The sequence below is a fragment of the Kocuria sp. UCD-OTCP genome (assembly GCF_000349605.1).
Classification (GTDB): Bacteria; Actinomycetota; Actinomycetes; order Actinomycetales; family Micrococcaceae; genus Kocuria; species Kocuria rosea.
The window spans coordinates 13241-27801 of the sequence record NZ_KB714682.1 but is presented as its reverse complement, the minus strand read 5'-3'; the positions used below and the strand labels follow the sequence as shown (position 1 = coordinate 27801).

General features: G+C 71.6%; 10 protein-coding genes and 1 tRNA gene. 1 reads left to right on the top strand and 10 read right to left on the bottom strand.

Translation table 11 applies throughout. From position 1 onward, the window contains the following. Nucleotides 1-18 precede the first annotated feature (18 nt). The 4 genes from H488_RS33390 to H488_RS33375 form a co-directional block, all read right to left on the bottom strand. Nucleotides 19-453 carry a DUF4233 domain-containing protein gene (locus tag H488_RS33390; RefSeq protein WP_017834592.1) on the bottom strand — a complete coding sequence of 145 codons (435 nt, stop codon included), beginning with the start codon at nucleotides 451-453 and terminating at the stop codon, nucleotides 19-21. A 64-nt stretch (nucleotides 454-517) separates the two neighbouring features. Further along, the gene (locus tag H488_RS33385) at nucleotides 518-1891 is read right to left on the bottom strand and encodes a bifunctional folylpolyglutamate synthase/dihydrofolate synthase (RefSeq protein ID WP_017834591.1); all 1374 of its coding nucleotides are present in this window, start codon (nucleotides 1889-1891) and stop codon (nucleotides 518-520) included. Beyond that, nucleotides 1888-5244: an isoleucine--tRNA ligase gene (gene ileS / locus H488_RS33380; RefSeq protein WP_043739565.1), complete on the bottom strand. Its 3357-nt coding sequence runs from the start codon at nucleotides 5242-5244 to the stop codon at nucleotides 1888-1890. Before ileS ends, H488_RS33385 begins: the two co-directional genes overlap by 4 nt. A gap of 290 nt (nucleotides 5245-5534) precedes the next feature. Next, nucleotides 5535-6314 carry an SDR family oxidoreductase gene (locus H488_RS33375; RefSeq protein ID WP_017834589.1) on the bottom strand — a complete coding sequence of 260 codons (780 nt, stop codon included), beginning with the start codon at nucleotides 6312-6314 and terminating at the stop codon, nucleotides 5535-5537. Nucleotides 6315-6399: 85 nt separating this feature from the next. Here H488_RS33375 and valS point away from each other — a divergent pair, with 85 nt between their 5' ends. After that, nucleotides 6400-9060 carry a valine--tRNA ligase gene (gene valS / locus H488_RS33370; RefSeq protein WP_017834588.1) on the top strand — a complete coding sequence of 887 codons (2661 nt, stop codon included), beginning with the start codon at nucleotides 6400-6402 and terminating at the stop codon, nucleotides 9058-9060. Nucleotides 9061-9150: 90 nt separating this feature from the next. On the opposite strand, the gene H488_RS33365 is transcribed toward valS, so the two are convergent. The 6 genes from H488_RS33365 to H488_RS33340 all read right to left on the bottom strand — a co-directional run bounded on the left by H488_RS33365 (nucleotide 9151) and on the right by H488_RS33340 (nucleotide 14486). Further along, nucleotides 9151-9747, bottom strand: a complete 597-nt coding sequence (locus H488_RS33365) for a mycothiol-dependent nitroreductase Rv2466c family protein (protein ID WP_017834587.1) — start codon at nucleotides 9745-9747, stop codon at nucleotides 9151-9153. Between the two features lie 64 nt (nucleotides 9748-9811). Next, on the bottom strand, nucleotides 9812-11107 hold the full coding sequence (clpX, locus tag H488_RS33360) for an ATP-dependent Clp protease ATP-binding subunit ClpX (RefSeq protein ID WP_017834586.1): 1296 nt from the start codon (nucleotides 11105-11107) through the stop codon (nucleotides 9812-9814). A gap of 151 nt (nucleotides 11108-11258) precedes the next feature. Next, complete coding sequence (locus tag H488_RS33355; RefSeq protein ID WP_017834585.1) at nucleotides 11259-11936, bottom strand: ATP-dependent Clp protease proteolytic subunit; 678 nt, start codon at nucleotides 11934-11936, stop codon at nucleotides 11259-11261. A gap of 61 nt (nucleotides 11937-11997) precedes the next feature. Next, on the bottom strand, nucleotides 11998-12663 hold the full coding sequence (locus H488_RS33350; RefSeq protein ID WP_017834584.1) for an ATP-dependent Clp protease proteolytic subunit: 666 nt from the start codon (nucleotides 12661-12663) through the stop codon (nucleotides 11998-12000). Nucleotides 12664-12852: 189 nt separating this feature from the next. Beyond that, entirely contained in the window at nucleotides 12853-14304 is a 1452-nt protein-coding gene (gene tig / locus H488_RS33345; protein ID WP_017834583.1) for a trigger factor, read from the bottom strand. Between the two features lie 109 nt (nucleotides 14305-14413). After that, nucleotides 14414-14486, bottom strand: a tRNA-Pro gene (locus tag H488_RS33340). Nucleotides 14487-14561: the final 75 nt, after the last annotated feature.

Genomic DNA, 14561 nt, shown 5'->3' with positions numbered 1-14561 from the left:
AGGATGTCGGTGCCCAGCCTAGCCGTCCGGGTGCTCCCGCTCCCACTGCGCCTGGGCGGCGTCGCGGGCGACGTTCTCCCGGTCCAGCCGCGCCCCGGTGAGCACGGCGTACCACCAGGCGAGCACGGACAGCCCGCCCACGAAGAACATCGTCGGCAGCACGAAGCCGGTGGCCAGGAACACGGCCTGCAGGACCCAGCCGACCGTATACCCCCAGGGCCGGCCCAGCACGGCGGGGGCCAGCCCCAGGAGCAGCGCGAGCGCGGTCCCGCCGGCCAGGATCGCCGTCCGGGCCCCGTCCCCGAGCTCCCGGCCGAGGACCCCGTAGGCGGTGAGGGCCGCGAAGAACGCGATGAACGCCTCCATGACCAGCACCGAGGAGGCGAACATCGTGCGGATCGAGCGCCGCGGCCGGGGCTGCCCGGGGCGCCGGTCGCGCTGGGCTCTGGTCATGCGTGCCACGTGGGACGGGTCCTCTCCTGCGGGGGGTGCGGTCGGTGCGGGGCGCGGGGCACGGTCACAGCCCCAGCAGCGTGCGGGCCTCGCCGACCACGGTGATCGAGCCCGTGACCAGCACGGCGCCGTCGAACTCCGGGCGGGCGGCGGCGTCCTGGACGGCCTCGGTCATCGCGTCGTCGAGCTGCGGGACGGCGTGGACCACGTCCTCCGGGAAGCCGAGGTCCACGGCGAGCTCCACGAGCTCCTGCGGGTCGACCGCCCGGGGCGAGGAGGACCGGGTGAACCAGAACTCGGTGTGGAACTCCTCGTACTCGTCGAGCAGGACCCGCAGCATCGCCTCGGCGTCCTTCTCCCGGAGCATCCCCACCACGAGGTTGAGCTTCCCGAACGTGAAGGCCTCCTTGAGGGCGGCCGCCGCCGCCGTGAGCCCGTGCGGGTTGTGCGCGGCGTCGAGGACCACCGGGGGCGCCTTGCGGGCCAGCTCCAGGCGTCCCGGGGACTCGACGGCGCCCAGCCCGGTGCGGACCAGCTCCGGGTTGAGCTCCTTCTCCCCGCCGCCCAGGAACGCCTCCACGGCGGCGAGGGCCAGGGCCGCGTTCTCCGCCTGGTGGGCGCCGAACAGCGGCAGCAGGACCTCGGGGTACCGCCCGGCCAGGCCCTGGAGCGTGAGCACCTGACCGCCCACGGCCGTGGCGCGGGCCTCCACGCCGAACTCCACGCCGCCGAAGCGGAACGGGACGCCGAGCTCCCGGGCCCGGGCTAGGAGCACCTCGGCGGCCTCCGGGTCCTGCGCGGCGGAGACGAGGAACCCGCCCGGCTTGAGGATCCCGGCCTTCTCGGCGGCGATCTCCCCGAGCGTGTCGCCGAGCAGGTCCGTGTGGTCGAGGTCGATCGGGGTCACCACGGACACCGCGGCGTCCGCCACGTTCGTGGCGTCCCAGGAGCCGCCGATGCCCACCTCGAGGACGACGACGTCGACCGGCGCGTCCGCGAAGACCGCGAACGCGAGCGCCGTGACGGTCTCGAAGTAGCTGAGCCGGGGCTCCCCCCGCTCGGCCAGCTCGGCGTCCACGAAGCCCAGGTACGGGGCGATCTCGCCGAAGACGCGCACGAAGGTCTCGTCGTCGACGGGCGCGCCGTCCACGCTGATCCGCTCGGTGACCCGGGAGAGGTGGGGGCTGGTGTAGCGGCCCACCCGCAGGTCGTGGGCGAGCAGCAGGGCCTCCACCATCCGGGCGGTCGAGGTCTTGCCGTTCGTGCCGGTCAGGTGGATCACCGGGGCGGCGCGCTGCGGCTCCCCCAGGACCTCCATGGTCCGGCGCATCGCGTCCAGGCGCGGGGCCATCCGGTTCTCGGGGGCGCGCTCGAGCAGCCGGGAGTAGACCTCCTCGACGGTCCCCGCCCCACCGGTCCCGGCGAAGGGGGCGCTCACGCCCGCACCGCCCCGGTGCCGGCGGAGGCTCCGGTCGGGGCGCCCACGACGGACACGGCCACGGCCGGTTCGCCCACGCGCAGCTCGAGCTCGGCGGAGAGCGTCTCGCCGGCCACGAGCCCGCGGTTGGCCTCGAGGGCGGCGACCGTCCGCTCGTCGGCGGTGACGACGGTACGGATCCGGTCGGAGACCTGGAGGGCGGCGTCCTTGCGGGCCTGCTGGATCGCCCGGACCATGTCCCGGGCGGTGCCCTCGGCCTCGAGCTCGGGGGTGAGCTCGGTGTCGAGGACGAGGAAGCCGCCGCCGGGCAGGACCGCCACGGCGCGGGACCCGGCCGCGGCGTCCTGCGCCACGACGGTCTCGAGCTCGTACTCGCCCTCCTGCAGCGCCGTTCCGCCGGCGGTGACGGTGCCGTCCTCGGCCGTGCCCCAGTCCCCGGACTTCGCGGCCTTGATCACGGCCTGCACGCCCTTGCCCAGGCGGGGTCCCGCGGCGCGGGCGTTGACCTTGAGCTGCTGGGAGATGCCGAACTGCTCCGCGGAGGCCCGGCCGGCGTCGAGCAGGGTCACCGACTTGAGGTTCAGCTCGTCCGCGACGATGCGCTCGAAGGTGCCCGCGAGCTCGTCTCCCCCGGGCACCACCACGGTCATCCCGGCCAGCGGCTGGCGCACGCGCAGCTGGTGGGCCTTGCGCAGGGCGGAGCCGTTGGAGCAGATCGTGCGGGTCGTCTCCATGCGCGCCACCAGGTCGGCCTCGGCGGGGAACAGCGAGGCGTCCGGCCAGTCGGTCAGGTGCACGGAGCGCCCGGCGGTCAGCCCGCGCCAGATCTCCTCCGCAACCAGGGGCAGCAGCGGGGCGGCCACCCGGCAGACGGTCTCCAGGCAGGTGTACAGCACGTCGAAGGCGACGGTGTCCTCGTCGAAGAACCGGTCCCGGGAGCGGCGCACGTACCAGTTGGTCAGGGTGTCCATGTAGGAGCGCAGGCGCTCCGCGGCCCCGGAGACGTCGTAGCGGTCGAAGGCGTCCTGGACGTCCGTCACGAGCCGGCCGGTGGCGGCCAGCACGAAGCGGTCCATCACGTGCTCCGAGTCGTGGCGGGTCCGGGCCTCGTAGCCGGCGCCGCCGTTCGCGGCGTTCGTGTAGAGGCCGAAGAAGTGGTAGACGTTCCACAGCGGCAGCATCATCTGGCGCACGCCGTCGCGGATGCTCTGCTCCGTGACCACCAGGTTCCCGCCGCGCAGGATGGGGCTGGACATCAGGAACCAGCGCATCGCGTCCGCGCCGTCCCGGTCCAGGACCTCGTTGACGTCCGGGTAGTTGCGCAGGGACTTCGACATCTTCTGCCCGTCCGAGCCCAGCACGATGCCGTGGCTGATGACGTTGCGGAACGCGGGCCGGTCGAACAGCGCGGTCGCCAGGATGTGCAACGTGTAGAACCAGCCGCGGGTCTGGCCGATGTACTCCACGATGAAGTCGCCGGGGTTGTGGGTCTCGAACCACTCCCGGTTCTCCATGGGGTAGTGCACCTGGGCGTACGGCATCGACCCGGAGTCGAACCACACGTCCAGCACCTCGGGCACGCGGCGCATCGTGGCGGCGCCCGTCGGGTCGTCGGGGTTCGGGCGGGTCAGCTCGTCGATCCAGGGCCGGTGCAGGTCGACCTCGCCCCGGTCGTTGACGGGCAGCCGGCCGAAGTCGGCCTCCAGCTCGGCGAGGGAGCCGTAGACGTCGCGGCGCGGGTGCTCGGGGTCGTCGGACTCCCACACCGGGATGGGCGTGCCCCAGTACCGGTTGCGGGAGATCGACCAGTCGCGGGCGTTCTCCAGCCACTTGCCGAACTGGCCGTCCTTGACGTTCTCCGGGATCCAGGTGATCTGCTGGTTGAGCTCGACCATCCGCTCCTTGATCCGGGTGACCTCCACGAACCAGGAGGACACCGCGCGGTAGATGAGCGGGTTCCGGCAGCGCCAGCAGTGCGGGTACGGGTGCTCGTAGCTGGCCTCCCGGACCAGCCGGCCCTGGGCCCTGAGGTCCCGGACCACCGTGCGGGCCACGTCCTTGTCGAAGACGTTGCGCCCGGCGATCCCGGCCAGGGGCGCGCCGGGGGCGAGCCGCTCGTCCTCGAAGAGCCGGTAGAACACCCCGGACTCGTCGAGGGAGAGCACCACGGGGATGTCGTAGCGGGCGCAGACGTTCTGGTCGTCCTCGCCGTAGGCGGGCGCCTGGTGCACGAGCCCGGTGCCGTCGGTGGTGGTGACGTAGTCGGCCACGACGAACTGCCAGGACGTGCCCGTGCCGAAGCGCTCGGCGTCCGCGAAGTAGTCCCACAGCCGCTGGTAGCGCAGCCCCTCGAGGTCGGCCCCGCGGTGCCGGGCGGTCACGGCCGCGGCCGCGGCCGCCGCCGGGTCCTCGGCCTCGCCCCAGCCGAGGTCCTTCGCGTAGGCGCCCAGCAGCTCCTCGGCGACCAGGAAGCGCCGGCCCTCGAGCTCCCCGGCGCCGGGGACCACGGCGTAGACGATCTCGGGGCCCACGGCGATCGCCTGGTTGGTCGGCAGCGTCCAGGGCGTGGTGGTCCAGGCGAGGGCCTCCACCCCGGCGAGCTCGGCGGCCAGTTCGGGCCGGACCGCCCACGAGGCGTCGTCGAGCACGGGGAAGGTGACGGTCACCGTCTGGTCCTGGCGGTCCTGGTAGACGTCGTCGTCCATCCGCAGCTCGTGGTTGGACAGCGGGGTCTCGTCCTTCCAGCAGTAAGGGAGGACGCGGTAGCCGGAGTAGACGAGGCCCTTGTCGTCGAGCGCCTTGAACGCGGCGATCACGGACTCCATGTAGTCCGGGTTGAGGGTCTTGTAGTCGTTGTCGAAGTCGACCCACCGGGCCTGGCGGGTGACGTAGTCCTGCCACTCGGAGGCGTACTTCATCACGGAGGACCGGCAGGCGTCGTTGAACGCCGCGACGCCCATCCGCTCGATCTCCTGCTTGTCCGCCATCCCGAGCTGCTTCATCGCCTCGAGCTCGGCGGGCAGGCCGTGGGTGTCCCAGCCGAAGCGGCGCTCCACCCGGCGTCCCCGCTGGGTCTGGTACCGGGCCACGAGGTCCTTGACGTAGCCCGTGAGGAGGTGCCCGTAGTGCGGCAGTCCGTTGGCGAAGGGCGGGCCGTCGTAGAAGACGAACTCGTTGGAGCCGTCCCGGCCGGGGTCGCGCTGGTCCACGCTGGCCTGGAACGTGCGGTCCTGCGCCCAGTAGGCGAGGACGCGCTCCTCCACGGCGGGGAACGCGGGCGCCGCGGGCACGCCCCGGGCGGCGGGGTCGGTGGTCGCCTTGGGGTAGACGGGCTGGTCTGACACGGGGTCCATCCTCGTTCTGACGTCGGTGCTGCTCGTGCGGGTCAGGGTGCAAGGACGCTGCCGGCCGGTCGCCCGGGGCGGAACGCGGTACCACCTCGCTTGCGCCCCGGTCCCCTGGGGGACGCGGGCCGCCGCTCGTCGACTGCTGTGACGGGCTTACCCGTTCGGTTCTACTGGGGCGCGCCCCGGGGCGGGGCGGGCCTGTTCTTCCGAAGACTCCCCGGTGATGGCCGGATCGACGCCGTGATGACTGCCCCCATCTTAACCCACCGGCGACTTCGCCGAGGTCGCGGGGAGGGCTACCGGCCGCGGATCAGCTTGTGCGGGGCCGCCTGGGCGACCGGCTTGATGGTCACGGTGTCGAGGTCCACGTGGTGGGGCAGGTTCACCGCGAAGGCGCACACCTGGGCGACGTCCTCTGAGGTGAGGGGCTTGTCCACGCCCGCGTAGACCTTCTCCGCGGCCTCCTGGTCCCCGCCGAGACGGTTGAGGGAGAACTCCGGGGTGTGCACGAGGCCCGGGGCGATCTCGACGACGCGCACGTTGTGCTCGGCCTCCTCGAGCCGCAGCGCCTCCGTCATGGCCCGCTCGGCGAACTTCGCGGCGTTGTAGCCGCCGCCGCCCTCGTAGGCCCGGTGCGCGGCGAGGGACGTGAGGTTCAGGACGGTGCCCTCGCCGTTGGCGCGCAGCGCCGGGAGGAAGGCGCGGGTCAGGCGCATCGTGCCGAGCACGTTGACCTGGTACATCCACTCCCAGTCCTCGGTGCTGGCCTCGGCCACGCGGTCCGTGCCGCGGGCGCCGCCGGAGATGTTGAGCAGCGCGTCCACGCGGCCCTGCTCCTCCAGCACCTGGTCCCGGAGGGCCTCGACGTCGGCGTCCGAGGTGATGTCGCACGGCGCGGGCACGGCCCCCGTCTCGCGGGCCAGGGCCTCGAGCCGTTCGGCGCGGCGGGCCACCGCGTAGACGGTCCAGCCGGACCGGCGCAGCTCGCGCGCGGTGGCCTCCCCGATGCCGGTCGACGCGCCGGTGACGACGGCGACCCTGCCGGTGTGCGTGGTGGAGCTCTGCTGATCGGTCATGGGTCCCACGCTAGCCGGGCGCCGGGCGCCGCCCAAGCACCGGGGCGTCGGGGCGCGCGCCGGGGCTCGTGAGAGACTGGTCGGCATGGCTGACAACACGCAGGGCACAGACACGCCCGGGACCGCACCGGAGACCACGCCCGAGACCACGCCCGTGACCGTTCCCGACAAGCCCGCCCTGGAGGGCCTCGAGCAGAAGTACGCGCGCAGGTGGCGCGAGGAGGGCACCTTCGCCTTCGACGAGGACACCACGCGCGAGCAGGTCTACTCGATCGACACTCCCCCGCCGACCGCCTCGGGCTCCCTGCACGTCGGCCACATGTTCTCCTACACGCAGACGGACGTGATCGCCCGCTTCCAGCGGATGAGCGGCAAGAACGTCTTCTACCCGCTGGGCTGGGACGACAACGGCCTGCCCACCGAGCGCCGCGTGCAGAACTACTACGGCGTGCGCTGCGACCCCACGAGGCCCTACGTCGAGGGCTACCGCCCGCCGGAGAAGCCCGCGAAGAACCAGCGCGACTGGGACGTGGTCTCCCGCAAGAACTTCATCGAGCTCTGCGAGGAGCTGGCCGTCGAGGACGAGAAGGTCTTCGAGCAGCTGTTCTCCACCCTGGGCCTGTCCGTGGACTGGACCCGCACCTACCGCACCATCGACGCCCGCTCCCGGGCCGTCTCCCAGCGCGCCTTCCTCCAGGACCTCGCGGCCGGCAACGCCTACATGGCCGAGGCCCCCACCCTGTGGGACGTCACCTTCCGCACCGCCGTGGCCCAGGCCGAGCTCGAAGACCGGGAGCGGGAGGGCACCTACCACCGGGTCGCCTTCCACCGTCCCGACGGCGAGCCGGTGCACATCGAGACCACCCGCCCCGAGCTGCTGCCCGCGTGCGTGGCCCTCGTGGCCCACCCGGACGACGAGCGCTACCAGCCGCTGTTCGGCACCACGGTGCGCTCCCCCCTGTTCGACGTCGAGGTCGAGGTGCGGGCGCACCCGCTGGCCAAGCCGGACAAGGGCTCCGGGATCGCCATGATCTGCACCTTCGGCGACCTCACCGACGTGACGTGGTGGCGGGAGCTGGACCTCCCGACCCGGGCGCTGATCGGCCGTGACGGCCGCTTCGCGAGCGAGACCCCGGAGTGGATCGCCGCCGGCGCCCCGGCCGAGCGCTACGCCGAGGTGGCGGGCAGGACCGTGTTCTCGGCGCAGCAGGCCGTCGTGGAGATGCTCCGGGAGTCCGGGGACCTGGCGGGCGAGCCCCGGAAGGTCATGCACCCGGTGAACTTCTACGAGAAGGGCGACAAGCCGCTCGAGGTCGTCACCTCCCGCCAGTGGTACATCCGCAACGGCGGCCGCGACGCCGACCGGCGCGAGGCGCTCATCGGGCGCGGGCGCGAGATGGACTGGCACCCCGCGTTCATGCGGTCCCGGTACGAGAACTGGATCGAGGGCCTGCACGGCGACTGGCTGATCTCCCGCCAGCGCTTCTTCGGGGTGCCCTTCCCGGTCTGGTACCGGCTCGACGGCGACGGCAACCCGGACTACGACGACCCCGTCCTGCCCGCCCTCGACCAGCTGCCCGTGGACCCGGCCGCCGACCCGGCCCCCGGCTTCGACGAGACCCAGCGGGACCAGCCGCACGGCTTCACCGGCGACCCGGACGTGCTCGACACCTGGGCGACGTCCTCGCTGTCCCCCCAGATCGCCACCGGCTGGGCGTTCGACGAGCGGCTGCACGCCAACACCTTCCCGATGGACCTCCGGCCCCAGGGCCACGACATCATCCGCACCTGGCTGTTCTCCACGGTGGTGCGCTCCGAGTCGCTGGCCGGCACGGTGCCTTGGACCAACACCGCGCTCTCCGGGTGGATCCTCGACCCGGACCGCAAGAAGATGTCCAAGTCCAAGGGCAACGTGGTGGTCCCCACCGAGGTGCTCGAGAACTACGGGGCCGACGCGGTGCGCTACTGGGCCGCCTCCGCCCGCCTGGGCGCGGACACCGCCTACGACGAGGGGCAGATGAAGATCGGCCGCCGGCTGGCCATCAAGCTGCTCAACGCCTCGAAGTTCGTCCTCGCCCAGGGCGTCACCGAGGCCTCCGTGCTCGGCGCCGGGGCGTCCGCGGACGTCGTGACCGACGCGGTGGACCGTGCGCTGCTCGCCCAGCTGGCCACGGTCGTAGAGCGCGCCGGCCAGGCGTTCCGGGACTACGAGTACGCCCGGGCCCTGCAGCTCACCGAGCAGTTCTTCTGGACCTTCACCGACGACTACGTCGAGCTCGTGAAGGACCGGGCCTACGGGGCCCGCGGGGCGGCCGCGCAGGCGTCCGTGCACGCCGCGCTCGCCACGACCCTCGACGCGCTGCTGCGCCTGTTCGCCCCCGTCCTGCCGTTCGCCACGGACGAGGTCTGGTCCTGGTGGCGCACCGGCTCCGTGCACCGGGCCTCGTGGCCGGGCGTCGAGGGCTTCGCGGACGCCGTGACCGACGCCGACCCGGAGGTGCTCACGACCGTGGGCGAGGCCCTCTCGGGGCTGCGCAAGGCCAAGTCCGAGGCCAAGGTCAAGCAGCGCACCGAGGTGCGCTCGGCGACCATCACGGCCGCCTCCGAGGACGTCGCCCGCCTCGAGGCGGGCCTGGGCGACCTCAAGGCCGCGGGCAACGCCGCCGAGCTCGTGCTCGTCGCCGGGCCCGAGGGCCTCGCCGTGCGCGACGTCGAGCTGGTCCCCGCGGAGGAGCCGGCCCGGTAGCGCCGTCCCCGGTGCGCAGCACGAGGGCCCGGCCGCCGCGGCGGCCGGGCCCTCGTGCTGTCCGGGACCCGGGTCGGTCCGGGTCGCTGCTCAGTCGAAGATCGGGCCCTCGTCACGACCGCGCTTGAGCTCGTAGAACCCGTGGTGGGAGACCAGGGCCAGGCAGCCGTCCCAGACCCGGGCGGCGTCCTCGCCCCGGGGCGCCGGCGTGAAGACCGGGCCGAAGAAGCCCACGCCGTTGACGGAGATGCAAGGCGTGCCGATGTCCTCGCCGGCGACCGCCTGGGCGGCCTCCGTGGAGGCTCGCAGCGCGTCGTCGAACTCGGTGGCGTGCCGGGCTGCCGCGAGCTCCGCGGGCAGGCCGACCTCCTCGAGGGACTCGGTGATGATCTGCTCCAGGTCCTCGATCCCCCCGGGGTGGCGCCGCGTGCCCATGGCGTCGTAGAGCCTCTTGTTGTACTCGTCACCGTGGGCGCGGGCCGCGGCCTCGACCACGCGCACGAGCCACATCGACTCCTCGTGGCCGTGGTGGTGGTTGCCGGGGTTCTCCTCGTTGAGGATGCCCAGCGAGATGATCCGCCAGTCCACCTCGACGTCGCGCAGCCGCTCGACCTCCTCCATCCACCGCGAGGTCATCCAGGCCCAGGGGCACAGGGGGTCGAACCAGAACTCCACCTTGTCCGTCATCAGCTTCCTCTCGTGCGGGCGTCCGCCGGGAGTGGCGGACGCGTCACCGGGTAGAAGCCACGGCTCAGGCGGTTTTGTTCCGGTTCTGCTCCTCGCGGATCATCTCGTGGGTGATGATCTCCGGCTCGGCCTGCTTGGCCACGGCCTCGGCGGTGACCAGCACGGCGGCGATGTCCTCCCGGCTGGGGAGCTCGAACATGACGGGCTGGAGCACGTCCTCGAGGATGGCGCGCAGCCCGCGGGCGCCCGTGCCCCGCTGGATCGCGAGCTCGGCGACGGCGGTCAGCGCCTCGGGGTCGAACGTCAGCTCGACGCCGTCCAGCTGGAACATCTTCTTGTACTGCTTCACGAGCGCGTTGCGCGGCTCGGTCAGGATGCGGGTGAGATCGGCCACCGACAGCTCGCGCAGCGTGGTCACCACGGGCAGACGGCCGATCAGCTCGGGGATCAGGCCGAACTTCAGCAGGTCCTCCGGCATGACGTCGGCCATCACCTCGTGGCGCGGCCCGCTCTGCTTCAGCTCCGCGCCGAAGCCGATGCTCGTCCGGCCCGCACGGGAGTCCACGATGTCCTCGAGCCCGGCGAAGGCGCCGGCCACGACGAACAGCACGTTGGTGGTGTCGATCTGGATGAACTCCTGCTGCGGGTGCTTGCGCCCGCCCTGCGGGGGCACCGAGGCCACGGTGCCCTCGAGGATCTTCAGCAGCGCCTGCTGCACGCCCTCGCCGGAGACGTCGCGGGTGATCGAGGGGTTCTCGGACTTGCGGGAGATCTTGTCGATCTCGTCGATGTAGATGATCCCCGTCTCGGCCCGCTTGACGTCGTAGTCCGCGGCCTGGATGAGCTTGAGCAGGATGTTCTCGACGTCCTCGCCGACGTAGCCGGCCTCCGTGAGGGACGTGGCGTCCGCCACCGCGAAGGGCACGTCGAGCTTGCGGGCCAGGGACTGGGCCAGGTACGTCTTGCCGGAGCCGGTGGGGCCGACCAGCAGGATGTTGGACTTCGCGATCTCGACGTCCTCGTCACCGGCCGCCGTGGCCAGGGACAGGGGCTTGCCGTTCTCGCCGGCCCGGACCCGCTTGTAGTGGTTGTACACGGCCACGGCCAGCGCCCGCTTGGCGGTCTCCTGGCCGATCACGTACTGGTGGAGGTGCTGGTAGATCTCGTGGGGCGTGGGGAGCTCCTGCTGCTCGAGGTCCTTGACCTCGCTCAGCTCCTCCTCGATGATCTCGTTGCACAGCTCGATGCACTCGTCGCAGATGTAGACGCGCGGGCCCGCGATGAGCTTGCGGACCTGCTTCTGGCTCTTGCCGCAGAAGGAGCACTTGAGCAGATCCGCGGTCTCGCCGATGCGCGCCATGAAACAGTCCTCTGGTCGGGGTACGGGAATCCTCGTCCAGGATAGGCGAGGACCGGGTCCCGCCCCAACACCAGGGCGCCCCGGTGCGCCGCGACCGGTCGGGTCGCGGCGCACCGGGGCGCTGCGGATGGGCTGCGGCGGGTGGCCCGGGTCAGGAGGTGACGGTCGCGGGCTTGTGGATCTTCCGGGACTCCAGGACGTGGTCCACGATCCCGTACTCCTTGGCGGCGGACGCGGTGAGGATCTTGTCGCGCTCGATGTCCCGGTTGACCTCCTCGGCGGTCTTGCCGGAGTGCAGGGCCAGGGTCTCCTCCAGCCACTCGCGCATGCGCATGATCTCGTTGGCCTGGATCTCGATGTCCGAGGCCTGGCCCCCGCCCTGACCGGACATGGCCGGCTGGTGGATGAGCACGCGGGCGTTCGGCAGGGCCAGGCGCTTGCCGGGGGTGCCGCCGGCGAGCAGCACGGCCGCCGCGGACGCGGCCTGTCCGAGGCACACCGTCTGGACCTCGGGGCGGATGAACTGCATGGTGTCGTAGATCGCGGTCATCGCGGTGAACGACCCGCCCGGGGAGTTGATGTACATCGTGATGTCCCGGTCGGCGTCCTGCGCCTCGAGCACGAGCAGCTGCGCCATGACGTCGTCGGCCGAGGCGTCGTCGACCTGGACGCCCAGGAAGATGATCCGGTCCTCGAACAGCTTGGTGTAGGGGTTCTGCCGGCGGTACCCGTAGGGGGTGCGCTCCTCGAAGTCGGGGAGCACGTAGCGGCTGGTGGGCAGGGCGGCCGCGGAACCGGCCGTGGACGAAGGTCCGTGGGTGAAGGTCATGGTTGAGTTCCTCGGAGGTCTGGAAGAGCGTGCCTGATGACGTGGTGGGACCGCCGAGGTCCTACTCCTGGTCCTTCATGGTCCCGCCGCCGCCGGTCATGGAGCCGGCCGAGCTGGCGATGTGGTCGAAGAAGCCGTACTCGAGGCCGCGCTGGGCGTCGAACCAGTTGTCGCGGTCGTTGTCCCGGAGGATCGTCTCCAGGGACTGGCCGGTCTGCTCGGCGGTGAGCTCCGCGAGTCGCTGCTTCATCGACAGGATCAGCTCGGCCTGCACCCGGATGTCCGAGGCGGTGCCGCCCATGCCGCCGGAGGGCTGGTGCATGAGGATCCGGGCGTTCGGGGTGGAGTAGCGCTTGCCCTTGGTGCCCGAGGACAGCAGGAACTGGCCCATCGACGCGGCCAGGCCGGTGGCCACGGTCACCACGTCGTTCGGGATGAGCTGCATGGTGTCGTAGATCGCCATGCCCGCGGTGACGGAGCCGCCCGGGGAGTTGATGTACAGGAAGATGTCCGCCTGGGGGTCCTCGGCCGAGAGCAGCAGCATCTGCGAGCAGATGAGGTTCGCGTTGTCGTCGCGCACCTCGGAGCCCAGCCAGATGATGCGCTCCTTGAGCAGCCGGTTGTAGACGTAGTCGTCCTGGCCGCCCATGGGGCCGCCGCCCTGCAGGCGCGGTCCGGTGGAGGTTGCGTGGGTCGAGCCGAACGGCGACTCGTGAGCGGAGGTCATGTAACAGTGCCTCTTTCGTCCGTGTGGTCCGGTGATCTCTGAACAGAACACTAGTGCCCGCCCCGGGTCCCGGCCGGTCCCCGTCCGGGTTGTTCGCTGATGGCGCATGGTCGCGGGCGCGCCCGCCGCACACGACGACGCCGCCGTCCCGGACGGGACGGCGGCGTCGTCGGGAGCGGTGTCAGGACGTCACTTGGCGGAGTCCGGGGAGTCGGCCGAGTCGGCCGACTCCGGGGAGTCGGCGGACTCCGCGGACTCGGGCGAGTCGGCGGACTCCTCCTCGGTGCCCGGGGTCGGGGCCGCGGTGGTCTCCTCGGGCTCGACCTCCTCGGCGGGCTCCCCCGCCTGCTCCTCGCCCTGCGGGCGCACGAACTCGGAGAGGTCCACCGTGTTGCCCTCGGTGTCGGTGACCGTCGCGTACTCCAGGACCTTGGCCAGGGCCTTGCGGCGGCGCACCTCACCCACCATCAGGCCGGCCTGGCCCGAGGAGTCGAGCAGCTGGGCGAACTGGTTCGGGTCCATGCCGTACTGCTGGGACATGTTGATGATGTAGTCGATCAGCTCGGACTGCTCGACGCCGATCTCCTCGGCCTCGGCGACCGCGTCCAGCACGATCTCGTTGCGGAACGCGTCCTCGGCGTTCTTCTGCACCTCGGCCCGGTGGTCCGCGGTGTCGTGGTCCGCCTCGGCCTGCGGGTTGTCGAAGTGCTGGGCGATCTGCTCGTCGATCACGGCCTGCGGCACGGGGATCTCCACGAGGGCCAGCAGCTTCTCCAGGACCTTGTCGCGGGCCTCGACGCCCTGCTCCACCACGGTGCCCTCGGCGGCCTGCTTCTTCAGGTCCTCCTTGAGCTCCTCGATGGTGTCGAACTCGGAGGCCAGCTGGGCGAACTCGTCGTCGGCCTCGGGCAGCTCGCGCTCCTTGACGGCGGTGACCTTGACCTTGACGACGGCGTCCTCGCCGCTGTGCTCGCCGCCGGCGAGCTTGGTCTCGAAGGTGGCGTCCTCGTCGGCGGACAGACCGGTGATGGCCTCGTCCATGCCCTCGAGCATCGTGCCGGCGCCCACCTGGTAGGACAGGTCGTTGGCGGCGTCGACCTCCTCGCCGTCGACCAGGGCCTGCAGGTCGAGGGTGACGAAGTCGCCCTCGGCGGCGGGACGGTCCACGGTCTTGAGGGTGCCGAAGCGCCCGCGCAGCTCGTCGAGCGCCTTCTGCTCGTCCTCGGCGGAGGCCTCGCGGGCCTCCACCTCGACCTCGAGGCCCTTGTAGTCGGGCAGTTCGATCTCGGGGCGCACGGCCACGTCGATCTCGACCTTGACGTCGGCCTCGCGGTCCGTCTCGTCCGGCTTGGCGAGGACCTCGACCTGGGGCTGGGTCAGCGGGGTGATCTCGTTCTCCGCCAGCGCCTGCTGGAAGAAGGTGTTCAGGCCCTCGTTGAGCGCGTTCTCGACGACGAAGTCGAAGCCCACGCGCTGCTCGATCAGCCGCGCCGGAACCTTGCCGCGGCGGAAGCCGGGGACCTGGATCTGGTTGGCGAGCGAGGTGTAGGTCTGGTCGATGAACGGCTTCAGTTCCGCGAACGGGACGTCCACCACGATCTTGACCTGGGTGGGGTTGAGTTTCTCGACGGCGCTCTTCACTTCCGCTGCACTCCTGAGTGGTAGGTCGGTTGGGTCTTCCGGTGCCGCTCTCCGGCCCGGGACAGTCGGGAAGGCGGCTGCCCGGCAGGACCGGGCAGCCGCTCCAACGTCGGGGCGACAGGACTCGAACCTGCGATCTCCTGCTCCCAAAGCAGGCGCGCTAGCCACTACGCTACGCCCCGGTACCTGCAGCCTCGGCTGCAACGACTGCGGTCCGGTGCACGAGCACGGACCACCGGCGAGTCTACCGGCTGGGC